This is a genomic window from Caballeronia sp. LZ062, assembly GCF_031450785.1.
Classification (GTDB): domain Bacteria; phylum Pseudomonadota; class Gammaproteobacteria; order Burkholderiales; family Burkholderiaceae; genus Caballeronia.
On sequence record NZ_JARTWB010000002.1, the window covers coordinates 2,939,850 to 2,961,446 of the forward strand.

A 21,597-nucleotide genomic window follows, 5' to 3' on the forward strand; every position below is an offset into this window, starting at 1 on the left:
TCGTCATGGCAAAGATGCAAGCGAAAGTTCAGGCTGACGAACGCGACGACGGCCTGCGCGAAAAGATGATTTCGGTCAACCGCGTGACCAAGGTCGTGAAGGGTGGCCGTATTCTCGGTTTCGCCGCACTGACCGTGGTTGGCGACGGCGATGGCCGCGTCGGCATGGGCAAGGGCAAGGCGAAGGAGGTTCCGGTTGCCGTGCAAAAGGCAATGGAACAAGCCCGCCGCAACATGTTCAAGGTGCCCCTGAAGAACGGCACGTTGCAACACGAAGTTCACGGCAAGCATGGCGCTTCCGCGGTCCTCCTCGCTCCGGCGAAGGATGGTACCGGCGTGATCGCCGGCGGTCCGATGCGCGCAGTGTTCGACGTGATGGGCGTGCAAAACGTTGTGGCCAAGAGCCACGGTTCGACGAACCCGTACAACCTCGTCCGTGCGACGCTGGATGGTCTGCGTAAGCAGTCGACTCCGGCGGACATCGCAGCGAAGCGTGGTAAGTCCGTCGAAGACATTCTGGGCTAAGGTGGTCACCATGTCTGAAAAAACTGTCAAGGTTCAGCTCGTCAAGAGCCTGATCGGGACCCGCGAATCGCACCGCGCAACGGTGCGTGGCCTCGGCCTGCGTCGCCTGAACTCGGTCTCCGAGCTGCAGGACACGCCGGCAGTGCGCGGGATGATCAACAAGGTCTCGTACCTCGTTAAGGTCATCGCCTAAGCGGCCGACCACGGATCCAAGGAGTTGAACATGGAATTGAATAACCTGAAGCCGGCGGAAGGCGCGAAGCACGCAAAGCGTCGCGTCGGTCGCGGGATCGGTTCGGGCCTCGGCAAGACCGCGGGCCGCGGCCACAAGGGTCAGAAATCGCGTTCGGGCGGCTTTCATAAGGTCGGCTTCGAAGGCGGTCAGATGCCTCTGCAGCGTCGTCTTCCGAAGCGCGGCTTCACCTCGCTGACGAAGGAATTCGTCGGTGAAGTGCGCCTCTCCGATCTGGAGAAGCTGCCGGTCGACGAAATCGATCTCTTGGCGCTGAAGCAAGCGGGTCTGGTCGGCGAGCTCATCAAGAGCGCGAAGATCATCAAGACTGGCGAGATCAGCCGCAAGGTCACGGTGAAAGGCCTGACGGCAACGAAGGGCGCCCGTGAGGCAATCGAAGCCGCTGGCGGCTCGTTCGCCGAGTAACGCGCTTTCGCCGTTTCTAGCACTAGCATCGGAGAAGGTTCTTGGCTAACAGCCCGAGTCTCGCAAAACCCGGTCGAAGCGCGGCGAAATTCGGCGATCTGCGTCGGCGTGCAGTGTTCCTGCTGCTGGCGTTGATCGTCTACCGCATTGGTGCGCACATTCCGGTTCCCGGCATCGATCCGGATCAACTGGCCAAGCTGTTCCAGAGCCAGTCGGGCGGCATCCTTGGCATGTTCAACATGTTCTCGGGTGGCGCGCTGTCGCGATTCACGATCTTTGCGCTGGGCATCATGCCCTACATTTCGGCGTCGATCATCATGCAGTTGCTGTCGATCGTGTCGCCGCAGATGGAGGCGTTGAAGAAGGAAGGGCAGGCGGGGCAGCGGAAGATCACGCAGTACACGCGTATCTTCACCGTGGTGCTCGCGACCTTCCAGGCGTTCGGTATCGCGGTGGCGCTGGAGAACCAGCCTGCTTTGGTGCTGGACCCCGGCATGGTGTTCCGGCTGACGACGGTCGTCACGCTGGTGACGGGCACGATGTTCCTGATGTGGCTGGGTGAGCAGATCACGGAGCGCGGTCTCGGCAACGGCATCTCGATCATCATCTTCGGTGGCATCGCGGCGGGTTTCCCGAACGCGATCGGCGGTCTGTTCGAGTTGGTCCGCACCGGTTCGATGAGCATCATCTCGGCGATCATCATCGTCGTGCTGATCGCGGCGGTCACGTATCTGGTCGTGTTCATCGAACGCGGTCAGCGCAAGATCCTCGTGAACTACGCGAAGCGCCAGGTCGGTAACAAGATTTACGGCGGACAGTCGTCCCATCTGCCGCTGAAGCTCAACATGTCGGGTGTGATTCCGCCGATCTTCGCGTCGTCGATCATCCTCTTCCCGGCAACCATCCTGAACTGGTTCAGTTCGGGTACGCGCACCAACTGGTTCGCGAACACGCTGCACGGCGTGGCCGAGGCTCTCAAGCCCGGTCAACCGGTGTACGTGCTGCTGTATGCGTTGGCGATTGTTTTCTTCTGCTTCTTCTACACCGCACTGGTGTTCAACAGCCGGGAAACCGCCGACAACTTGAAGAAGAGCGGTGCATTCGTTCCGGGTATCCGTCCGGGCGATCAGACTGCACGGTATATCGACCGCATCCTCACGCGTTTGACGCTGGCCGGTGCGATCTACATTGTGTTCGTGTGCCTGTTGCCTGAGTTCTTGGTGTTGCGCTGGAACGTGCCGTTTTATTTTGGTGGAACGTCGCTGCTGATCATTGTCGTCGTCACGATGGACTTCATGGCTCAGGTGCAGTCGTACGTTATGTCGCAACAATATGAATCGCTGCTCAAGAAGGCAAACTTCAAGGGCGGCAATGTCCCGATGCGTTAATTAAGGACTATGGCCAAAGACGATGTAATCCAGATGCAGGGCGAGGTGATCGAAAACCTGCCCAACGCTACTTTCCGGGTGAAATTGGAAAATGGCCATGTCGTCCTGGGACACATTTCTGGAAAGATGCGGATGCACTACATCCGTATCCTGCCAGGCGACAAGGTTACGGTTGAATTGACGCCTTACGATCTGTCTCGTGCGCGGATCGTGTTCCGGGCGAAGTGATTTGAAAAAAGGGTAATATCATGAAAGTGATGGCATCGGTTAAGCGCATTTGCCGCAATTGCAAGATCATCAAGCGCAAGGGCGTTGTGCGCGTGATTTGCAGCTCTGATCCGCGCCACAAACAGCGTCAAGGCTGAACGCCGCGCTTTTGCTTGCGCTTTTTGTTTGAGGAAAAACAATGGCTCGTATCGCAGGGGTTAACATCCCGAATCACCAGCATACCGAGATCGGCCTGACGGCAATCTTCGGCATCGGTCGCACGCGCGCTCGCGGCATTTGCAGCGCAGCTGGTGTGGAATTTTCGAAGAAGGTCAAGGACCTCACTGACGCAGACCTCGAAAAGCTGCGTGACGAAGTGGGCAAGTTCATCGTCGAAGGCGACCTGCGCCGTGAAGTGACGATGAACATCAAGCGCCTGATGGACTTGGGCTGCTATCGCGGCATGCGTCACCGCAAGGGTCTGCCCCTGCGTGGCCAGCGTACCCGCACGAATGCCCGTACGCGCAAGGGTCCGCGTCGTGCAGCGCAATCGCTGAAGAAGTAAGCGGAACTGACAGTTACAGGAAAACGTAATGGCTAAGGCTTCGAACAACTCCGCGGCGCAACGCGTTCGCAAGAAGGTTAAGAAGAACGTCGCCGAGGGCGTGGTTCACGTTCACGCGTCGTTCAACAACACCATCATCACGATCACCGATCGTCAAGGTAACGCTCTCGCGTGGGCGACGTCGGGCGGTCAGGGTTTCAAGGGCTCGCGTAAGTCGACGCCGTTTGCAGCTCAGGTCGCAGCCGAATCGGCTGGCCGCGTGGCGATGGAATACGGCGTGAAGAACCTCGAAGTGCGGATCAAGGGCCCCGGTCCTGGCCGTGAATCGGCGGTGCGCGCGCTGCATGGTCTTGGCATCAAGATCACCGCGATCTCCGACGTGACGCCGGTCCCGCACAACGGTTGCCGTCCGCCGAAGCGCCGTCGCATCTAACGCGATGACGCGAACGCATGCTCCTGCTGATGCGAAAGTATCGGCGGGATTCGTGCGTCATGAATTGACTAAGCCCACCGTTCGGCCCAAAGGGTTCGGACTAGCGCGGACGGAAGTTCGCGTGATTAATTTTTAAGGATTCAACGTGGCACGCTATACCGGTCCCAAAGCCAAGCTGTCCCGCCGTGAAGGCACCGATCTGTTCCTGAAGAGCGCGCGTCGCTCGCTCGCCGACAAGTGCAAGCTCGATAGCAAGCCTGGCCAGCACGGCCGCACGTCGGGCGCGCGTACGTCCGACTACGGCACCCAGTTGCGCGAAAAGCAGAAAGTGAAGCGTATCTACGGCGTTCTCGAGCGTCAGTTCCGCCGCTACTTCGCTGAAGCCGACCGCCGCAAGGGCCCGACGGGCGAAAACTTGCTGCAACTGCTCGAATCGCGTCTCGACAACGTCGTGTATCGCATGGGCTTCGGCTCGACGCGCGCCGAAGCGCGTCAGCTCGTGAGCCACAAGTCGATCATGGTGAACGGCCAGGTCGCGAACATCCCGTCGCTGCAAGTGAAGGCTGGCGATGTCGTCTCCGTGCGCGAACAGTCGCGGAAGCAGGCACGTATCGTCGAGGCGCTGTCGCTGGCAGAGCAAGGCGGCATGCCGAGCTGGGTGTCGGTCGATGCGAAGAAGTTCGAAGGTACGTTCAAGTCGATGCCGGAGCGCAGCGATATCGCTGGCGACATCAACGAAAGCCTGATCGTCGAATTGTATTCGCGTTAATCGCGCGGTCGTCGCGCGGTAACCGGATCTGCAGCCGGGGAGCCTGATTGCTCGTGGCAAAGGGGATCCCCGGCTGTGTATTTTCAGGTTGTTACCGGTCAGCCTTATCGGTGTAACGAGCCGAGGGTATTGAAAAGGAAAACCTATGCAAACCAGTTTGTTGAAGCCCAAGATCATTGCAGTTGAATCGCTTGGCGAAAGCCACGCGAAAGTGGTTATGGAGCCGTTCGAACGCGGCTATGGCCACACCTTGGGTAACGCGCTTCGTCGCGTGCTGCTGTCGTCGATGGTGGGCTACGCGCCGACCGAAGTGACGATCGCAGGCGTCGTGCACGAATACTCGACGCTCGATGGTGTGCAAGAGGATGTGGTCAACCTGCTGTTGAACCTGAAGGGCGTCGTCTTCAAGCTGCATAACCGCGACGAAGTCACGGTGACGCTGCGCAAGGAAGGCGAAGGCGTGGTCACTGCCGGCGATATCGAACTCGCGCACGATTGCGAGGTCATCAACCCGGAACACGTGATTGCTCACCTGTCGAAGGGCGGCAAGCTCGACGTGCAGATCAAGATCGAGAAGGGCCGCGGCTACGTGCCGGGCAACGTGCGTCGCTACGGCGAAGATTCGGCCAAGATCATCGGCCGTATCGTGCTGGACGCGTCGTTCTCGCCGGTGCGTCGCGTCAGCTACGCCGTGGAAAGCGCGCGTGTCGAACAGCGTACCGACCTCGACAAGCTCGTGATGAACATCGAAACGAACGGTGTCATCTCGCCGGAAGAAGCGATCCGTCAATCGGCTCGCATTCTGGTGGATCAACTGTCGGTGTTCGCCGCACTGGAAGGCACCGAAGCGGCAGCGGAAGCCCCGTCGCGTGCGCCGCAGATCGATCCGATCCTGCTGCGTCCGGTAGACGACCTCGAACTCACGGTTCGTTCCGCGAACTGCCTGAAGGCCGAGAACATCTACTACATCGGCGATCTGATCCAGCGCACGGAAAACGAGCTGCTCAAGACCCCGAACCTGGGTCGCAAGTCGCTGAACGAGATCAAGGAAGTGCTGGCCTCGCGTGGCCTGACGCTCGGCATGAAGCTGGAAAACTGGCCGCCGGCCGGGTTGGACAAGTAAGGTCTGCGAGTCATCGCTGACGTCGCGCTGTAACTGGCAAAGACGCGGATTTTGCTTTAGAATCCGCGTCTTGCTTTTTTCTTCGACCGGCCCGTGCGCTTTTCCGTAGAAACGGAGCGCAATAGAAGAGCTGGATCAAAACTCGTTAAAGGAACTGAAAATGCGTCACAAGCATGGTCTGCGGAAACTGAACCGCACGAGCAGCCACCGTCTGGCAATGCTCCGTAACATGTCGAACTCGCTGATCGAGCATGAAGTCATCAAGACGACGCTGCCGAAGGCCAAGGAACTGCGCAAGGTCGTCGAGCCGCTGATCACGCTCGGCAAGAAGCCGTCGCTGGCAAACCGCCGTCTGGCGTTCAACCGTCTGCGCGATCGTGATTCCGTCGCGAAGCTGTTCGACGTTCTTGGCCCGCGCTACGCGAACCGTCCGGGTGGCTACCTGAGCATCCTGAAGTTCGGTTTCCGCGTCGGCGACAATGCGCCGATGGCGCTGGTCCAACTGATGGATCGCCCGGAAGTCGAAGAAACCGAAGAAGTTCAGGAAGCTGAATAAATTCGGTAAGCGGTAAGCAAAAGGCCAAGCTCAGCTTGGCCTTTTTTGTTTTTGGCGGCACGCGTTCGGCGGCCGTGGCGCGCTAGCGATACGGCGCAGTCGCGAATGCTACGATATTGGTCGTTACCCGCTTTCCGGAGCCGAACGTGAACGTTCCCGTCGTCCTGATGCTGACTACGCTGCCCGATGACGAATCGGCGAATGCGCTCGCTCAGGGCATTCTCGAAGCGCGCCTCGCCGCTTGCGTGACCAAGCTCGGCGCGGTTGAATCGCACTATCACTGGAAGGGCGCGGTGGAGTCGTCGCAGGAAGTGCAGGTGTTGATTAAGACTAGCGTCGCGCGTGCCGAAGAGTTGCAGCAATTCGTCGCGCAGCGGCATCCGTACGAAACGCCCGAGATCCTCGTGTGGCAGGCCGATGCCTCGCCAGCCTACGGCCAGTGGGTCAACGTAGAAACGCAGCGTCCTCTTCATGTTTGAGCTTATTCGACCCTTCGGGCGTCGCGCGTGGGGCGCGTTGCTGCTCTTGGCGCTGTTCTGCGGTGTCTTGGGCGCGGCACGCGCAGCCGATGATTTCCTCGACCCCGCTGTCGCTTTCAAGTTTAGTGCGTCCGAGCAACCGGGCGAAGTGGACGTGCGTTATAAAGTCGCAGACGGTTACTACATGTACCGCGAGCGATTCGCCTTCGCGGTCAAAAGCGGCGATGCGACACTCGGCGCGGCGCAGTTGCCCGCCGGCAAGGTTCACTTCGACCAAACCTTCAACGAGGACGTCGAGACGTATCGCGGCGAACTGCTCATCCGGATTCCGGTCACGGAGGCCAAGGGCCCATTCGAACTGGCCGTCACCTCACAGGGATGCGCCGATCAAGGTATCTGCTATCCGCCGATGGAGCGCACGTATCGCGTGAAGGGCGCCGCGCTGCAAGCTGCGCGCGCCTCGACGACGGCCGTGCCGGCGACGGACGCGTCGCAATCTCTCTTCGAGCGCGCAACGAGCGCCGACTACGCGCAATCCATGCTCGAAGGCGGCGGATCCTTCGCCGTCGTCGGTCTGTACTTTCTGGCGGGCATGGTGCTGAGTCTGCTGCCGTGCTCGTACCCGATGATTCCGATTCTCTCCGCCATCATCGTCGGCGAGGGCGCGCGCGTGACGCGGGCGCGCGGCTTTGCGCTTTCCGTTTCCTATGTCGTGGGCATGGCGCTCGTCTATACGGCGGTCGGCGTGGCGGCGGCGCTGATCGGCCAGAGTCTCGGCGCATGGTTGCAGAACCCGTGGGTGCTCGGCGCGTTCGGCGTCTTGCTCACCATCTTCGCTGTCACGCTAATCTCGGGCGTCGATATCGCGTTGCCCGAACGTTGGCAAAGCAGCGTCAATGAAGCATCGCAGAAGCGCAGCGGCGGCAAGTTCGCCGCGGTCGCGGTAATGGGCGCGTTGTCGGCGCTGGTCGTCGGCGCGTGCATGACGGCGCCGCTCTTCGCGGTCCTGGCGTTTATTGCGCATACGGGCAACGCGCTGCTCGGCGGTGCGGCGCTGTTCGCTATGGGCGTCGGTCTTGGCGTGCCGCTGCTCGTCATCGGGCTCGGCGCCGGGTCATTTCTGCCGCGAGCCGGCGCGTGGATGGACGGCGTGAAAGTGTTCTTCGGCGTCGTGTTGCTGGCGGCTGCGTTGTGGATCGTGTGGCCGGTGATCGGCGGCGTCGCCCGTATGCTGCTCGGCGCGCTGTGGCTGTTGATTGCAGCAGCGTCGCTCGGCGTGTTCGGGGCGGTCACCGCTGCGCCGGCAACCGTGTGGAAGCGCCTCGGGCGCGGGCTCGGCGCGGTTTTCGCCATTTGGGCCGCCGCGCTGCTTATCGGTCTCGCGGCGGGATCGACCGATCCGCTGCGGCCGCTCGCTGTGCTGGCGTCGCGAGCCAACCCGACCGCGACTGCCTCGGCACAGAGCCGCGAACCGATCTTCGCACCGGTGCGATCCTCGACGGAACTCGACACGGCGGTCAAGGCCGCCGCGCGCCCCGCGATGCTGGACTTCTACGCGGACTGGTGCGTCTCGTGCAAGGAGATGGAGAACCTCACTTTCTCCGATGCCCGCGTTCAGGCGCGCCTTGCTCGACTGACTCTTCTGCGCGCCGACGTCACCGCGAACAACGTCGACGACCAGACTCTTCTGAAGCGCTTCAAGCTGTTCGGGCCGCCGGGCATCATTTTCTTCGACGCGCAGGGCAACGAGGTTTTGCGGGTCGTCGGCTACGAATCGGCGGATACGTTCCTGAAGCGTCTCGACAAGCTCGGACCTTCCAACGGCTAAAAGAAAAGGGCGATGCCGCAAAGCATCGCCCTTTGATCTGCTGAAGGCGCAGTTTTACTTCGACGCGCGCAGAATCCGCGCAGCGTCCAGCGCGAAATACGTCAATACGCCGTCCGCGCCCGCGCGCTTGAACGCGAGCAGCGATTCCATCATCGCCTTGTCGTGATCGAGCCAGCCATTCTGCGTGGCGGCCTTGATCATCGCGTATTCACCGCTGACCTGGTAGGCATACGTCGGGAAGCGGAACTCCTCCTTCACGCGCCAGACGATGTCCAGATACGGCATACCCGGCTTGACCATCACCATGTCCGCGCCTTCCTCGATATCCATGCGCACTTCGCGCATGGCTTCGTCGGAGTTGGACGGGTCCATCTGATACGTCATCTTGTTGCCCTTGCCGAGATTCGCGGCCGAGCCGACCGCGTCGCGGAACGGGCCGTAGAACGCCGACGCGTACTTCGCGGCATACGCCATGATGCGCGTGTGGATGTGGCCGTCGCTCTCCAGCATTTCGCGGATGGCGCCGATACGCCCGTCCATCATGTCCGACGGCGCGACGATATCCACGCCCGCTTCCGCCTGCGTGCGCGCCTGACCGACGAGGATCTCGCTGGTTTCGTCGTTCTTGACGTAGCCTTCTTCGTCGAGCACGCCGTCCTGGCCGTGGCTCGTGTACGGATCGAGCGCGACGTCGGTCAAGACGCCGAGCATCGGGAAGTTCTTCTTCAGTTCGCGCACAGCACGCGGAATCAGACCGTCGGGATTGGTCGCCTCGCGGCCATCGGGCGTCTTGAGCGACGGTTCGATCGCCGGGAAAAGCGAAATCACCGGAACGCCCAATTCGACGCATTGCTCCGCGACCTTCATCAGCAGATCGACGGACGTGCGCTCGACGCCGGGCATCGACGGCACGGCCTGGCGGACGTTCGCGCCTTCGACGATGAACACCGGATAAATGAGGTCGTTGGTGGTGAGGATGTTTTCGCGCATCAGACGGCGCGAGAAGTCATCGCGGCGCATGCGGCGCGGGCGATGATGAGGATAGAAACTCATGACTCGACTCAAATTGACGTGCTTCAGGGGGAGATCCAAGACGCGAGCTGGAGGGCTCAAAGCCATGCTGGACAAGCCGGCGAGCGTTTCGGAGGCGTTTTGAGACAATGGTATATCATAGCCAGCGAGCAAGGCGCTCGCGCCGCGCTCCCCGCTTCTCCTCCCTGAGCGGGTGCCTGTCGTTATTCGATAAGGCTATTCACCCGCCGTCATGCGGCGGGTTTTTTTATACCGCCCGCATGCGCGCTGTCATCAGAAACATCACTCGGGCGCGCCTTCGGACGCCGCCTCTTCGGGCATCAGCCAGCTTTCGATCAGTTCGTGCGCCTCGTCGAGCCCGGTGCGTTTCAGCGCCGAGAAAAGCTGCACGCTCAGCTCGCCTCGATAGCCCGCTGTCTTGTATTCACCGAACGCCTTCTGCGTCGCGCGCAGCGCGTTGGTCATCTCTTGTCGCGTCAATTTGTCGCACTTCGTGAGCAGCGCGTGAATCGGCTTGCCGGTGGGCGCGAACCAGTCGACCATGATGCGGTCCAGTTCCGTCAGCGGACGGCGCGAATCCATCATCAGGATCATGCCGCGCAGTTGCGCGCGGCTCTGAAGATACGAAGACAGCAGTTGCTGCCAGTGCGCCTTCGCCGCGCCGGGCACTTCGGCGTAGCCATACCCCGGCAGGTCGACGAGATGCCCGACCGGAGCAGCTTCGGGCCCAACCGAGAAGTAGTTGATATGCTGCGTGCGTCCCGGCGTCTTACTGGCGAATGCAAGACGTTTCTGATTGCACAGCACGTTGATCGCCGTGGATTTTCCGGCGTTCGACCGACCCGCGAATGCGATCTCCGGCTGCGGCGTCGGCGGAAGATCGCGCAGATGATTGACCGTGGTGAAGAAGCGGGCTTGATGGAGCAGAAATGACATTGGCGGGAGCACAAGAAAGCGCGAAAGAGCGCGAGAGAGAGGCGTCGACTCGAAGCCTAGAGAACCCCGGCGATACTGGGCATGCCCCGACTGGCGTCTTTACGTGTAGCGGGTTATTGTACAATACGACGGATTTTTAAAGACCCGCATGGGCGCAAGACCCAGGCTGCAGGCGTCACCCATAAAGGAGCGAGACAGTTTCGGGGCATCTTTTGAGCCCTTTCGTTCGGGTACCTGCGGCCATGTCCGGCTGCCGTCGTTTTTTGCAGAACCTAACATTCTCACAAGACGAAAAACAGGGTACGCGAATGAACCGACTGTACAGGTCTCTGGTGGTGCTTCAGGCAGCGGCGGCTCTCGGTGGATTGGCGGTATCGGTTTCAGTGAATGCGGCGGAGGCCGCCCAGCCGGCCAAGCCGGACGCGGCAAGAGGGCAGGCTATCGCGACTCAGGTTTGCGCGGCATGTCATGCGGCGGACGGCAATAGCGCCGGCGCCGCGTTTCCCAAGCTCGCGGGTCAGCACGCCGACTATATCGTCAAGCAACTGAAGGATTACAAGACGCAGCCGGGCGCGAAGGCGCCGGCGCGCAATAATCCGATCATGAACGGCATTGCCGGCGCATTGTCGGACCAGGACATGGTGAACGTGGCCGCCTACTTCGCTTCCCAGAAGACCAAGCCCAACTATGCACGCGACAAGAACGACGTCGCGCTCGGCCAGAAGATCTACCGCGGCGGCATCGCGGACAAGGGCGTGCCGGCGTGCGCCGCGTGTCATGGCGCAACGGGCATGGGCATACCGGTGCAGTATCCGCGGCTGTCGTGGCAGTGGGGCGATTACACCGTCGCGCAGCTGAACGCCTTCGCCCAAGGCACACGCAATAACAGCGAACCGATGCATGCCATCGCGTCGCGCCTGAACGACGCGGAAATGAAAGCAGTAGCGGATTACGTCGCCGGATTGCATTAAACGCAGCACGAGAGCGTCCAGCGGTTCCCGGCAAAAAGCGAAAACGCGGGGAATCGCCCATACTACGCACGAAGCCGGCCCAGAGAGGCAGGCGCGAAAACAAGAAAAAGGGTGGGACGTCGGTCGGTCAGGCCGCTTACGTCTCCACCCTTTTTTGCTGTCAGCCGGAGTTTGAATGAGCATCACCACATCGGGATTGCAGTCGAAGTCGAGCCGTCGCGCCATCAAGCATTTCGTCGAGCTCGTGAGTTCGATGCGCTTCGCCATCGCCTTACTGGTCGTGCTGGCGATTGCGAGCATCATCGGCACCGTGCTGACGCAGGAAGACCCCTACCCGAACTACGTCAACCAGTTCGGCCCGTTCTGGGCGGACATCTTCCGCGGTGTGAGCCTCTACAACGTGTACAGCGCGTGGTGGTTCATGCTGATTCTGGTGTTCCTCGTCATTTCGGTATCGCTGTGCGTCGTGCGCAATGGCCCGAAGATGATCGCGGACATCAAGAACTGGAAGGATCGCGTGCACGAGGGCAGTTTGCGCGCCTTCCACCACAAGGGCGAGTTCGTGGTCGCCGCCGACCGCGCGCAGACCGCCGCGACGCTCGAACGTCTCAGCGCGAAGATGGGCTACCGCTTCGTGCGGCGCGAGACCGAAACCGGCGCGACGCTGATCGCCGGCAAGCGCGGCGCGCTCACGAAGCTCGGCTATATCTCGGCGCACCTCGCGATTGTCGTGATCTGCATCGGCGGGCTGCTGGACAGCAATCTGCCGATCAAGCTGCAAATGTGGCTCTTCAACAAGACGCCGGTCGCCACGAACGCGGTCATCAACGACATCCCCGCCGAGCATCGCCTTTCCACGTCGAATCCGACGTTTCGCGGCTACGCGTGGGTGCCGGAAGGGCAGTATGTCGGCACGGCCATTCTCAATCAGCAGGACGGCTCGATCATTCAGGACCTGCCGTTTTCCATTCAGCTCAACAAGTTCATCGTCGATTACTACTCGACCGGTATGCCGAAGCTCTTCGCGAGCGATATCGTCGTGATCGATCACCAGACGGGCAAGCGCATTCCGGCGCGCGTCGAAGTGAACAAGCCGTTCACGTATGACGGCGTGTCGATTTACCAATCGAGCTTCCAGGACGGCGGCTCGAAACTCGAAATGACCGCCTGGCCGATGACAGGCAGCAGCGCCAAGACCGCGCCGTTCAACGGGACAATCGGCGGCACCGCGCCCATCGCGTCGCAGTTCGTCGGCGCACAGGGCGAAACGGTCGAATTCACCGATTTCCGCGCGATCAACGTCGAAAACATGACGGACGGCAACGGCGCGCCGGACGCGCGCGGCGTCGGCAAGAAAGAAACGCTGCGCGACGCGTTCGACGAGCGCCTCGGTTCCGGCGCGAAGACATCAAGGCCGACGGACCTGCGCAATATCGGCCCGTCGGTGCAGTACAAAGTACGTGGCACGGACGGCCAGGCGCGCGAGTACAGCAACTACATGCTGCCGGTGGATGTCGGTGGTCAGCGAATGTTCCTCGCCGGTATGCGCGTGAGCCCGAACGATCCGTTCCGCTATCTGCGCATTCCGGCCGACGAGCAAGGCTCCGTCAAACAATGGATGGACCTCCGCGCCGCGCTGGAGACGCCCGGGACGCGTGCAGCGGCCGCACACCGGTTCGCGCTGCGTTCGGTGCCGCAGGAAAACGCCGAATTGCAGAAGCATCTGGAAGAAAGCGCGCTGCGCGTGCTGAACCTGTTCGCCGGCGCGGACGAAAACGGCGCCACGAGCGCGAATGGTCAGCGGAATGGCGGTTTCCAGAGCATCGCTGCATTCATCGACAAATCGGTGCCGAAGGGCGAGCAGGAGAAAGCCGCCGGCCTGCTGATGCGTATGCTGGAAGGCGCGATGTGGGACGTCTGGCAAATGGCGCGCGAGCAGAACGGCTTGCCGGACGCGAAGATCGACGAAAAGAGCACCGCGTTCGTTCAGGCGTCCATCAACGCGCTTTCTGACAGCTTTCTGTACGGTTCTCCCGTCTTCCTGCAACTGGATTCGTTCAAGCAGGTGCAAGCCTCGGTATTCCAGCTGACGCGCGCGCCGGGTAAAAAAGTGGTGTATCTTGGCAGCCTTCTGCTGGTCGTCGGCATCTTCTCGATGTTTTATGTTCGTGAACGCCGGCTCTGGTTCTGGCTCAAAGATTCAGGGCAGGGCGGCGCGAGCGTGCTGATGGCCATGTCCACCGCACGCCGGACGCTGGATTTCGAAAAGGAATTCGAGCGCACGCGGGCGTCGGTGGGCGCGGCGCTCGGCGCTTCGCCAATCGACCCGGCCGCGCCATCGATCGCTCAAAATGCGCCGGCGTCCGCCGCGCCGCAATCGCAATCCGAAGCCGCGAGCTCGGAAGTTTCATCACGGTAAGATCATGGACCTCACACAGACTTCCTCCCACGCCTCCGCCAAGACGGAACGTCCGGCATCGAGCCTTCCCGATGTCGCCGTGTTCGACGACCGTCCGTTTTTCCGCAGGCTCGGCGCGCTCGACTGGCTGTTCGCCCTCGCGATGGTCGCGGGCGCGGGCTTCGCGCTGAACCGTTATCACGCGTACATGGACGTGTACGACACGGCGGTGCTGGTCGGCGCGGTACCGACGTTCGTCGTGCTCGGCTGGCGCTGGAAGCCCGTGCGCTTGCTGATCGCGCTGATCGCGGTCATGTCGTTGCTGTCCATTCAGCTTTATCAGCATGATCTCGCGCGCGCGGATACGAACTTCTTCCTCAAGTACTTCCTGTCGAGCCAGTCCGCGATTCTGTGGATGAGCGCGCTCTTCATTCTCGCGACGCTCTTCTACTGGATCGGGCTCGTCACGCGTTCGCAGACGGGCGGCGCGATCGGCTCGCGCATGACCTGGGTCGCAGTGCTGATGGGCTTCACCGGCATGATGGTGCGCTGGTACGAGTCGTACATGATCGGCAGCGACGTCGGCCACATTCCCATTTCGAATCTTTACGAAGTCTTCGTGCTGTTCTGCATGATCACGGCGCTGTTCTATCTCTATTACGAACAGCACTACGCGACGCGGCAAATGGGCGCGTTCGTGCTGCTCGTGATCAGCGCGGCCGTCGGTTTCCTGATGTGGTATTCGATTGCCCGCGACGCGCAGCAGATTCAGCCGCTCGTGCCCGCGCTGCAAAGCTGGTGGATGAAGATCCACGTGCCGGCGAACTTCATCGGTTACGGCAGCTTCGCGCTCTCCGCGATGGTGTCGGTCGCGTATCTCGCGAAGCAGCGCGGCGTGCTGGCAGACCGTCTGCCATCGCTCGAAGTGCTCGACGACGTCATGTACAAGTCGATCGCGGTCGGCTTCGCGTTCTTCACCATCGCGACCATTCTCGGCGCGCTGTGGGCGGCGGAAGCGTGGGGCGGCTATTGGAGCTGGGACCCGAAGGAAACGTGGGCGCTGATCGTCTGGCTGAACTACGCAGCGTGGCTGCACATGCGGCTGATGAAGGGCCTGCGCGGCGCTGCGGCGGCGTGGTGGGCGCTGACGGGTCTGATCGTCACGACGTTCGCGTTCCTCGGCGTCAACATGTTCCTGTCGGGCTTGCACAGTTACGGCAAGCTGTGAGCCGGCCAGCATAGAAAAAGGAGAAACCGCCATGCGTCGCGCTGGCGGTTTTTTTTCGTTTGGGCGTGGAATACGGGCACCGGTTCTGCTGTTTGCCTGTGTATCGCGAAAGCAAAGGAGTCGGCTCCATGTGGATCAAACGTAATGGCGCGCTTTATGGCGACGACATCCCTCTTCATGAGATCACGCCGCGCGACGTGTTCGAAAACCGCCGCCGCGCGCTGCGCTCGCTCGGCGCGCTCGCGGCAACGGGGCTCGCGGGCGCGAGCGGTCTCGCTCAAGCGACGCTGACTTCGCCCGATGCGAAGGGCCAGAAGCTCGCCGCGAAGACCAATGCGAAGTTCGTCGCGCTGGACAAACCGACGCCGCTCAAAGACGTCACCACGTACAACAACTTCTACGAGTTCGGCACCGACAAGGGCGATCCGGCCGAGCACGCGGGCACGTTGCATCCGCGGCCGTGGAAAGTGTCGGTGGAAGGCGAGATCAAGAATCCGAAGGTCTACGACATCGACGAGATTCTCAAGCTCGCGCCGCTGGAAGAGCGCATCTACCGGCTGCGATGCGTCGAAGGCTGGTCGATGGTGATTCCATGGATCGGCGTGTCGCTGTCCGAGTTGATCAAGCGCGCGGAGCCGACGGGCAACGCGAAGTACGTGCAGTTCGTCACGCTCGCAGACCGTTCGCAGATGCCGGGCCTTTCCACGCCGATCCTCGATTGGCCGTACTCCGAGGGCTTGCGCATGGATGAAGCGATGAACCCGCTCACGCTCCTGACCGTCGGCCTCTACGGCGAAGTGTTGCCGAATCAGAACGGCGCGCCGGTGCGCATCGTGGTGCCGTGGAAGTACGGCTTCAAGAGCGCGAAGTCGCTGGTCAAGATCCGCTTCGTCGAAAAGCAGCCGCCGACGAGCTGGAACACTTACGCGCCGAACGAGTACGGCTTCTATTCGAACGTGAACCCTAACGTGGATCATCCGCGTTGGAGTCAGGCGACGGAGCGGCGCATCGGCGAGGACGGATTTTTCACGCCCAAACGCAAGACGCTGATGTTCAACGGATACGGCGATCAGGTGGCGTCGCTGTATCAGGGCATGGACCTCAAGAAGAACTTCTGACCATGCCGAGCGCAACCGATCTCAAAACGACGCAATCACGCGCGCGCGTGCAGACGGGGCCGCGCTGGATCGTGCCCGCGAAGGTCGCAGTGTTCATGGCCGCGCTGTACCCGCTTGCGCGCATCGTGCTGCTCGGCGTGACCGGCGTGCATGGCGGATTGGGCGCGAACCCGATCGAGTTCATCACGCGCTCGACAGGACTCTGGACGCTCGTGTTCCTGTGCATCACGCTCGCGATCACGCCCGCCCGACGCTTGACCGGCGTGACCGCGCTCGTGCGCTTTCGCCGCATGATCGGACTCTATGCGTTCTTTTACGCCGCGCTCCATTTCACGACGTACTTCTGGTTCGACAAGTGGTTCGACGTCGCGGAAATTTTCAAGGACATCGGCAAGCGCCCGTTCATCACGGTCGGCTTCGCGGCGTTCGTCTTGCTGATTCCGCTCGCTGTCACGTCGCCCAAAGCGATGGTGCGCAAGCTCGGCCGCCGCTGGCAAACCCTTCATCGCACGATCTATGTGATCGCCGCGCTCGCCATCCTGCATTTCTGGTGGATGAAGGCGGGCAAGCACGATCTGATACTGCCGAAAATCTACGGCGCGATCTTGATTGCGTTGCTCGGCTGGCGTCTGGTTGTTTGGCTGAAGTCGAAAGCCGCGACGCGCGCATAAAAAAAGCGATGCCTCGGCATCGCTTTCTTCGTCGGTGTCGCAGTGACCGTCAGTCCGGCAGGATCGACTCGCCGGCGAACAGTTGCCGCACGTCTTCGCGCTGGCGCACGAGGCGGGCGCGCTCGCCATCGACCATGACTTCGGCGGCGCGCGGGCGCGTGTTGTAGTTCGAGCTCATCACGAAGCCGTAAGCGCCGGCCGAGCAGATGGCGAGCAAGTCGCCCGGCTCGACGGCCAGATCGCGATCACGCCCGAGCCAGTCGCCGCTTTCGCAGACCGGGCCGACCACGTCGTACTTGTGCGCGGGCGCATCTCGCTTCACGACCGGCACGATGCGATGAAACGCCTCGTACATCGCGGGGCGCGCGAGGTCGTTCATGGCGGCATCGACAATGGCGAAGCTCTTCTCCTCGCCCGGCTTCAGATACTCCACGCGCGTGAGCAGCACACCCGCATTGCCGACGAGCGAGCGCCCCGGCTCGAAATACACTTCCCGCTGACCGTGGCCGCGCTTTTCGATATGCGCGAGCAGCGCGCGCACGAAATCGCCGATATCGGGCGGCGTCTCGTCGTCGTAAGTAATGCCGAGACCGCCGCCGACGTCCACATGACGAATGGACATGCCGTCCGCTTCGATCTGCTCGACGAGATCGAGCAGCTTGTCGAGCGCGTCGAGATATGGGCTGATCTCCGTGATCTGCGAGCCGATATGGCAGTCGATGCCGACGACGTCGAGATTGGGCATCGCGTGCGCTTCGCGATACGTCGCACGCGCGTCGCTGAACGCCACGCCGAACTTGTTCGACTTGAGGCCCGTGGAAATGTACGGATGCGTCTTTGCGTCCACGTCCGGGTTCACACGCAGCGAAACCGGCGCGCGCTTGCCGAGCGACTTCGCGACTTCGTTGAGCGCGTGCAGTTCGGGAATCGACTCGACGTTGAAGCACTTGACGCCCGCTTCCAGCGCCTCCCGCATCTCAGCCGCCGACTTGCCGACGCCCGAAAACACCGTGTTCTCCGCCTTGCCGCCCGCCGCCAGCACACGCGCCAGCTCGCCCGACGAAACGATATCGAAGCCCGCGCCCATCTTCGCGAACACGTTAAGCACCGCGAGATTGCTGTTGGCCTTCACAGCCACATGCACGACCGCGCGGCGTCCGGCGCACGCGTCGGCGTAAGCGCGATAGGCGCGTGTCAGGGCATCGCGGGAATAGACGTAAAGCGGCGTGCCGAACTGCTGCGCGAGCGACGCGGCGGAGACGCCTTCGGCGTGCAGCACGCCGTCGACATAGTGGAATGCGGAATCACTCATGCGTGCTTGGAATGGAAGATGCGCCAGGGCGCGAAGGCTTGCCGGTCAGTCAGCGGACGACGCGGCTTTCGGTGCCGCGGGCGTCGTCTTCAGGTCGGTCTCGGGCGCGAGCGAAAGCGGCTCGCCGGACGTGTCGGGCACGTCGCCCGACGCGTTGCTTCCGGTCCGGCCGGCGCGCGACGCGGTTTCGTCGCTGGGAGTCACGCCGGAAGGCGGCGTATCCTGAAGGTTCTCAGGGCGCTGCGGCATGGGAGGAACGACGGGGAGATAAAGCGGACCGCGTTGCCCACAACCGCCGAGCGTGAGCGTGGTCGCGGCACAAATGCTGGCAGCCGCTACAATCGCGCTCATCCTGAAAACAGCTCGCATGACCGTCCCTGTACATAGAATCGATGGAGTTTAGCATGACAGACCAGGAATACCTGACCTTGGCGGAGGCCGTGCTGACGGCGATCGAGCGGTCCGTCGACCAGGCCGAAGCCGATATCGAATTCGAGCGAAGCGGCAACGTGTTGACGCTCGAATTCGAGAACCGCACGAAGGTGATCGTGAATCTTCAGCCGCCGAAACACGAAATCTGGCTCGCGGCGAAGGCGGGCGGATTTCACTACAAATATGTCGACGGCAAGTGGCGCGACACCCGCGACAACACGGAGTTCTTCGCCGCGCTCACGCAATATTCGACCGCACAGGCAGGCGAGCCGGTCAGCTTCAAAGCGTGACCGGCGCGGGGCGCGCGATGCTCACTGCCCCTTGAACAGATTCATGATGTCCTGCTTTTCCTGTTCGCCGACATCCGGCGCGGGCGCGGTCACGCCCGACACGCCGCCTTCCTGCGGCGGCGCCTGACTGACGCCGATGGTCGCGATAAACCCGTGGCCCGGCGTCATGTCGTCGTAGTACAGCTCGCCGCCGAGCGATTTCACGTCGGGCGGCATCAACGGCTTGTACTCGGGCACGCCTTGCAGCGCGCGGCCCATGTAGTCCATCCAGACGGGCAGCGCGAGTCCGCCGCCCGTTTCCTTGTCGCCGAGGCTGCGCGGATTGTCGTAGCCGACCCACGCAATCGCCACGAGCGAACGCTGATAGCCGGCGAACCAGGCGTCGCGCGAATCGTTCGTCGTGCCGGTCTTGCCGGCCAGATCGCTGCGCTTGAGCTGGTTCGTCTTCGCCGCCGTGCCGTGCTGCGCGACGCTTTGCAGCAGACTGTTCATCACGTAAGCGTTGCGCGGCGTGATGGCGAGCGGCGCTGTTTGCTGCGCGACGAGCGGTTGCGGGTGCGACACGACCGCGCCGTACGGATCGGTGATATCGGCAATCAGATACGGATTCACCCGATAGCCGCCGTTTGCGAACACCGCATAGCCCGCCGCCATTTGCAGCGGCGTGACGAGGCCCGCGCCGAGCGCCATCGGCAGATAGGCGGGATGACGGTCCGCGTCGAAACCAAAACGCGTGATGTACTGCTGCCCGTACTTCGTGCCGATGGTGTTCAGAATGCGGATCGACACCATGTTCTTCGACTTCTGGAGCGCGGTGCGCATGGTCATCGGGCCGTCGAAGCCGCCGCCGTAGTTCTTCGGCTCCCACGCCTGACCGCCGGTTTCGGCGGCGGTGAAGAAGAGCGGCCCGTCGTTGATGATCGTCGCTGGCGACAGACCCTTCTCCAGCGAGGCCGAATAGATGAACGGCTTGAAGCTCGATCCCGGCTGACGCCACGCTTGCGTCACGTGATTGAACTTGTTCTTGTTGAAATCGAATCCGCCGACGAGCGCGCGGATCGCGCCGTCCTGCGGCACCATCGAAATGAGCGCGCCTTCCACTTGCGGCAGTTGCGTGATGGTCCAGTCGCCGTCATCGTTTTTCACGAGCCGCACGATGGCGCCGGGGCGAATGCGCTGGTTCGGCTGCGCGCGCGGCGAAAGCGCATTCGCGACGAAGCGCAGGTTGCTGCCGCTCACGGTGGCCACGTTGCCGTCGATGAAGCTGGCCTTCACTTCCTTCGTGCTCGCCGCAGTGACAACCGCCGCGACGATCTCGCCGTTGTCCGGATGCTCGGCGAGCGCGTCGTCGATAGCCTGTTCGCGGTCGTCCGCTTTCGACGGCAGATCGATGAAACCCTCCGGCCCGCGATAGCCGTGACGCCGTTCGTAGTCCATCAGCCCTTTGCGCACGGCGCGATAGGCGGCGTCCTGATCGGCGGAATCGATGGTCGTCACTACGTTGAGGCCGCGCGTGTACGCTTCTTCGCGGTACTGCGCGTACATCATCTGGCGCACCATTTCCGCCACGTACTCGGCGTGCACGCTGAATTCGCGGCCCTGGCCCTTCACGACGAGCGGCTGCTTCGTCGCCTGCTCGTACTGGTCCTCGGTTATGAAGCCGAGTTCGCGCATGCGCTGAAGGATGTACTCCTGCCGAACCTTCGCGCGCTTCGGATTCACTACCGGGTTATAGGCCGACGGCGCTTTCGGCAAACCCGCGAGCATCGCGGCTTCGGCGAGCGTGATGTCTTTCAGATCCTTGCCGAAATAGACGCGCGCCGCGCTGGCAAAACCATACGCGCGCTGCCCGAGATAGATCTGATTCATGTACACCTCGAGAATCTGATCTTTCGTCAACGCGCGCTCGATCTTGTACGCGAGCAGCATTTCGTAGATCTTGCGCGTATAGGTCTTTTCGCTCGACAGGAAGAAGTTGCGCGCGACCTGCATGGTGATCGTGCTCGCGCCCTGCGACGCGTGGCCGTTCGTCAGCGCGACGCTGCCCGCGCGCAGGATGCCGGTGAGATCGACGCCGCCGTGATCGTAGAAACGCGCATCCTCGATGGCCAGCACGGCCTTCTTCAGATGATCGGGCACGTCCTGAATGCGCACGACGCTGCGGCGTTCCTCGCCGAATTCGCCGATCAGCACGTGGTCCGCCGTATAAATGCGCAGCGGCACCTTCGGGCGATAGTCGGTCAATGCTTCGAGGGACGGCAGATTCGGCATCGCGACGACGAGCGCATAACCCAGAACCAGTCCAGCGCAGACGATCAACGCGAAAACGCTGACGAGAAATCCGAGAAGCAGCCGTGTGTACCAGGGGCGTCGAGCCTTCTTCGGCCGTTCGGGCGGCGTGGCAGGCGGATTGGTCGGGGAAGAGGATTGCATAGCACCACCAAAAACAGTCCCGCGATTATAGCCGTCCGGGTTTCGGGTTTTTCCTAGGGACTCCAGACACCTGACCGATGCATCGCGCCGGCTTTTCGTCACTCCAACAATACCCGCGATAGCCCGGCAAAACATCCTGCCACCGCACGCGTTAGCCATTCGGCCGAATGTTCGCCGTGCGCCGCCGTCACGACAATTCTTCTACTGCAAGCGCACGAACGGTTCGGCGCGCGAGTAAGAGAAGGA

General features: G+C 61.9%; 24 protein-coding genes. 19 read left to right on the plus strand and 5 right to left on the minus strand.

Annotated features, from left to right (window positions below; translation table 11 throughout):
- Window positions 1-5 precede the first annotated feature (5 nt).
- The 13 genes from rpsE to dsbD all read left to right on the plus strand — a co-directional run bounded on the left by rpsE (window position 6) and on the right by dsbD (window position 8,530).
- The gene (gene rpsE / locus P9239_RS19790) at window positions 6-524 is read left to right on the plus strand and encodes a 30S ribosomal protein S5 (protein ID WP_061170928.1); all 519 of its coding nucleotides are present in this window, start codon (window positions 6-8) and stop codon (window positions 522-524) included.
- A 10-nt stretch (window positions 525-534) separates the two neighbouring features.
- Window positions 535-717, plus strand: a complete 183-nt coding sequence (rpmD, locus tag P9239_RS19795) for a 50S ribosomal protein L30 (RefSeq protein WP_006400644.1) — start codon at window positions 535-537, stop codon at window positions 715-717.
- Between the two features lie 30 nt (window positions 718-747).
- Window positions 748-1,182 (plus strand): 50S ribosomal protein L15, encoded by a 435-nt coding sequence (gene rplO, locus P9239_RS19800; protein WP_175946452.1) that lies wholly within the window; start codon window positions 748-750, stop codon window positions 1,180-1,182.
- A gap of 41 nt (window positions 1,183-1,223) precedes the next feature.
- Window positions 1,224-2,570 carry a preprotein translocase subunit SecY gene (gene secY / locus P9239_RS19805; protein WP_175946454.1) on the plus strand — a complete coding sequence of 449 codons (1,347 nt, stop codon included), beginning with the start codon at window positions 1,224-1,226 and terminating at the stop codon, window positions 2,568-2,570.
- Window positions 2,571-2,579: 9 nt separating this feature from the next.
- Window positions 2,580-2,798, plus strand: a complete 219-nt coding sequence (infA, locus tag P9239_RS19810) for a translation initiation factor IF-1 (RefSeq protein WP_004521905.1) — start codon at window positions 2,580-2,582, stop codon at window positions 2,796-2,798.
- A 20-nt stretch (window positions 2,799-2,818) separates the two neighbouring features.
- Window positions 2,819-2,935 carry a 50S ribosomal protein L36 gene (rpmJ, locus tag P9239_RS19815; protein ID WP_004199844.1) on the plus strand — a complete coding sequence of 39 codons (117 nt, stop codon included), beginning with the start codon at window positions 2,819-2,821 and terminating at the stop codon, window positions 2,933-2,935.
- A 41-nt stretch (window positions 2,936-2,976) separates the two neighbouring features.
- Entirely contained in the window at window positions 2,977-3,342 is a 366-nt protein-coding gene (gene rpsM, locus P9239_RS19820; protein WP_087049865.1) for a 30S ribosomal protein S13, read from the plus strand.
- Window positions 3,343-3,370: 28 nt separating this feature from the next.
- Window positions 3,371-3,775 (plus strand): 30S ribosomal protein S11, encoded by a 405-nt coding sequence (rpsK, locus tag P9239_RS19825; RefSeq protein ID WP_006052224.1) that lies wholly within the window; start codon window positions 3,371-3,373, stop codon window positions 3,773-3,775.
- A gap of 145 nt (window positions 3,776-3,920) precedes the next feature.
- On the plus strand, window positions 3,921-4,544 hold the full coding sequence (gene rpsD, locus P9239_RS19830; protein WP_159837171.1) for a 30S ribosomal protein S4: 624 nt from the start codon (window positions 3,921-3,923) through the stop codon (window positions 4,542-4,544).
- A gap of 145 nt (window positions 4,545-4,689) precedes the next feature.
- Entirely contained in the window at window positions 4,690-5,667 is a 978-nt protein-coding gene (locus tag P9239_RS19835) for a DNA-directed RNA polymerase subunit alpha (protein WP_159837170.1), read from the plus strand.
- A gap of 160 nt (window positions 5,668-5,827) precedes the next feature.
- Complete coding sequence (rplQ, locus tag P9239_RS19840; protein ID WP_008344047.1) at window positions 5,828-6,223, plus strand: 50S ribosomal protein L17; 396 nt, start codon at window positions 5,828-5,830, stop codon at window positions 6,221-6,223.
- A gap of 146 nt (window positions 6,224-6,369) precedes the next feature.
- Window positions 6,370-6,702, plus strand: a complete 333-nt coding sequence (cutA, locus tag P9239_RS19845; RefSeq protein ID WP_309753855.1) for a divalent-cation tolerance protein CutA — start codon at window positions 6,370-6,372, stop codon at window positions 6,700-6,702.
- Window positions 6,695-8,530, plus strand: a complete 1,836-nt coding sequence (gene dsbD / locus P9239_RS19850; RefSeq protein ID WP_309753856.1) for a protein-disulfide reductase DsbD — start codon at window positions 6,695-6,697, stop codon at window positions 8,528-8,530. Before cutA ends, dsbD begins: the two co-directional genes overlap by 8 nt.
- 54 nt (window positions 8,531-8,584) lie before the next feature.
- Here dsbD and hemB read toward each other — a convergent pair whose 3' ends face one another.
- Both hemB and yihA read right to left on the minus strand, forming a co-directional pair.
- Window positions 8,585-9,583 carry a porphobilinogen synthase gene (hemB, locus tag P9239_RS19855; protein ID WP_309753857.1) on the minus strand — a complete coding sequence of 333 codons (999 nt, stop codon included), beginning with the start codon at window positions 9,581-9,583 and terminating at the stop codon, window positions 8,585-8,587.
- Between the two features lie 261 nt (window positions 9,584-9,844).
- Window positions 9,845-10,498, minus strand: coding sequence for a ribosome biogenesis GTP-binding protein YihA/YsxC (yihA, locus tag P9239_RS19860; protein WP_309753858.1), 654 nt, complete (start codon window positions 10,496-10,498; stop codon window positions 9,845-9,847).
- Between the two features lie 308 nt (window positions 10,499-10,806).
- On the opposite strand from yihA, the gene P9239_RS19865 reads away from it, so the two are divergent.
- The 5 genes from P9239_RS19865 to msrQ all read left to right on the plus strand — a co-directional run bounded on the left by P9239_RS19865 (window position 10,807) and on the right by msrQ (window position 16,884).
- The gene (locus P9239_RS19865) at window positions 10,807-11,469 is read left to right on the plus strand and encodes a c-type cytochrome (RefSeq protein WP_309753859.1); all 663 of its coding nucleotides are present in this window, start codon (window positions 10,807-10,809) and stop codon (window positions 11,467-11,469) included.
- 175 nt (window positions 11,470-11,644) lie between these two features.
- Complete coding sequence (locus tag P9239_RS19870; RefSeq protein WP_309753860.1) at window positions 11,645-13,888, plus strand: cytochrome c biogenesis protein ResB; 2,244 nt, start codon at window positions 11,645-11,647, stop codon at window positions 13,886-13,888.
- 4 nt (window positions 13,889-13,892) lie between these two features.
- Window positions 13,893-15,095, plus strand: a complete 1,203-nt coding sequence (gene ccsB / locus P9239_RS19875) for a c-type cytochrome biogenesis protein CcsB (RefSeq protein WP_309753861.1) — start codon at window positions 13,893-13,895, stop codon at window positions 15,093-15,095.
- A gap of 128 nt (window positions 15,096-15,223) precedes the next feature.
- Window positions 15,224-16,213, plus strand: coding sequence for a protein-methionine-sulfoxide reductase catalytic subunit MsrP (gene msrP, locus P9239_RS19880; RefSeq protein ID WP_309753862.1), 990 nt, complete (start codon window positions 15,224-15,226; stop codon window positions 16,211-16,213).
- Window positions 16,214-16,215: 2 nt separating this feature from the next.
- Window positions 16,216-16,884 carry a protein-methionine-sulfoxide reductase heme-binding subunit MsrQ gene (gene msrQ / locus P9239_RS19885; RefSeq protein WP_309753863.1) on the plus strand — a complete coding sequence of 223 codons (669 nt, stop codon included), beginning with the start codon at window positions 16,216-16,218 and terminating at the stop codon, window positions 16,882-16,884.
- Window positions 16,885-16,933: 49 nt separating this feature from the next.
- On the opposite strand, the gene lysA is transcribed toward msrQ, so the two are convergent.
- Both lysA and P9239_RS19895 read right to left on the minus strand, forming a co-directional pair.
- A complete protein-coding gene (gene lysA / locus P9239_RS19890) occupies window positions 16,934-18,196 on the minus strand; it encodes a diaminopimelate decarboxylase (protein WP_309753864.1) in 1,263 nt (420 codons plus the stop codon).
- Window positions 18,197-18,241: 45 nt separating this feature from the next.
- Window positions 18,242-18,565, minus strand: a complete 324-nt coding sequence (locus tag P9239_RS19895) for an LPS translocon maturation chaperone LptM (RefSeq protein ID WP_309753865.1) — start codon at window positions 18,563-18,565, stop codon at window positions 18,242-18,244.
- A gap of 35 nt (window positions 18,566-18,600) precedes the next feature.
- Between P9239_RS19895 and cyaY the strand changes: the two genes are divergently transcribed.
- Entirely contained in the window at window positions 18,601-18,918 is a 318-nt protein-coding gene (gene cyaY, locus P9239_RS19900; RefSeq protein WP_309753866.1) for an iron donor protein CyaY, read from the plus strand.
- A gap of 21 nt (window positions 18,919-18,939) precedes the next feature.
- On the opposite strand, the gene P9239_RS19905 is transcribed toward cyaY, so the two are convergent.
- Window positions 18,940-21,351: a penicillin-binding protein 1A gene (locus tag P9239_RS19905; RefSeq protein WP_309753867.1), complete on the minus strand. Its 2,412-nt coding sequence runs from the start codon at window positions 21,349-21,351 to the stop codon at window positions 18,940-18,942.
- Window positions 21,352-21,597 lie beyond the last annotated feature (246 nt).